Consider the following 1,029-nt stretch of genomic DNA (forward strand, 5'->3'; position numbering starts at 1 on the left):
ACAAATGAACGCTGCTGCGGAGAAACATACCATCCTCATCGCCTATCCTGGGCAGACAAGCTCTGCAAATATGCAGAAGTGTTGGAACTGGTTCAATGAAGGCGACCAACGGCGTGATCGGGGTGAGCCCTCACTTATTGCCGGGATCACTCGCGAAGTAATGCGCGACTTTGAAGTCGATGAACGACGTGTTTATGTCGCCGGGCTTTCGGCGGGCGGAGCAGCAGCCGCGGTTATGGGAAACGCATACCCGGATCTCTACGCCGCGATAGGCGTGCATTCCGGGCTGCCCTGCGGAGCAGCACGGGACATGCCCTCGGCATTCGCCGCGATGCAGCGTGGCGGGAAAGGCTTCACCCATGAGACAGCGATGTCGCCCCAATCCGAAACCCTCGGGCGACTTGTCCCAGCCATCGTCTTCCATGGCGACCGTGACACCACCGTAAATCCGGTCAATGCTGACGCGGTTGTTGTTCAGTCCGCTCAGGGCGAGGCGCTGCGGGCGCGGGTTGAGAGCGGCCAGGTTCCAGGCGGTCTGGCCTATAGCCGCACGCTGCATGATGACGCGACTGGGACCACAATGATTGAGCACTGGCTCGTCAAAGGCGCCGGCCATGCCTGGTTTGGTGGCAGTCTCTCGGGCTCATACACCGAGCCAAGCGGGCCCGACGCGACAGGGGAGATGCTGCGCTTCTTTCTGGAACACCCGCGCCAGGCATCGGCGTAGCACGCGGACTTCAGCGCGATGCCTGGGCCGCGAGGTTCCTCCAAAAATGAGAGCCACTGTTCTGGCTTATGCCGGAACAGTGTTTTCTTCTCATTCCGGCTTTCAGATAAGGGTTGCCCATGAGCACACATGACACGACCTGGTACGTAGTCGCAGATGGCGGTAAGGCCCGTATCCTCACCCGCCATGATGACCACTTCCACACGATCCATACCTTCAATGCGGAGGGCACCGGCGACATCGACGAAGATGCCTCCAAGGGGGAGCATCAGCTAAAGGCACCTCACGCTGATCCCAAGGCC

General features: G+C 60.2%; 1 protein-coding gene and 1 pseudogene. Both read left to right on the forward strand.

The annotated features are described in order from the left end of the window. Positions 1 to 727, forward strand: a 727-nt coding sequence (locus GSQ83_RS30560) for a PHB depolymerase family esterase (protein ID WP_254065669.1), incomplete at its 5' end; no start/stop codon positions are given. Positions 728 to 846: 119 nt separating this feature from the next. Beyond that, positions 847 to 1,029: pseudogene (locus GSQ83_RS29915) on the forward strand (hypothetical protein); the annotation flags it as partial.

The organism is Acidisoma sp. L85, assembly GCF_009765865.1.
In the GTDB taxonomy this organism is placed as follows: Bacteria; Pseudomonadota; Alphaproteobacteria; order Acetobacterales; family Acetobacteraceae; genus Acidisoma.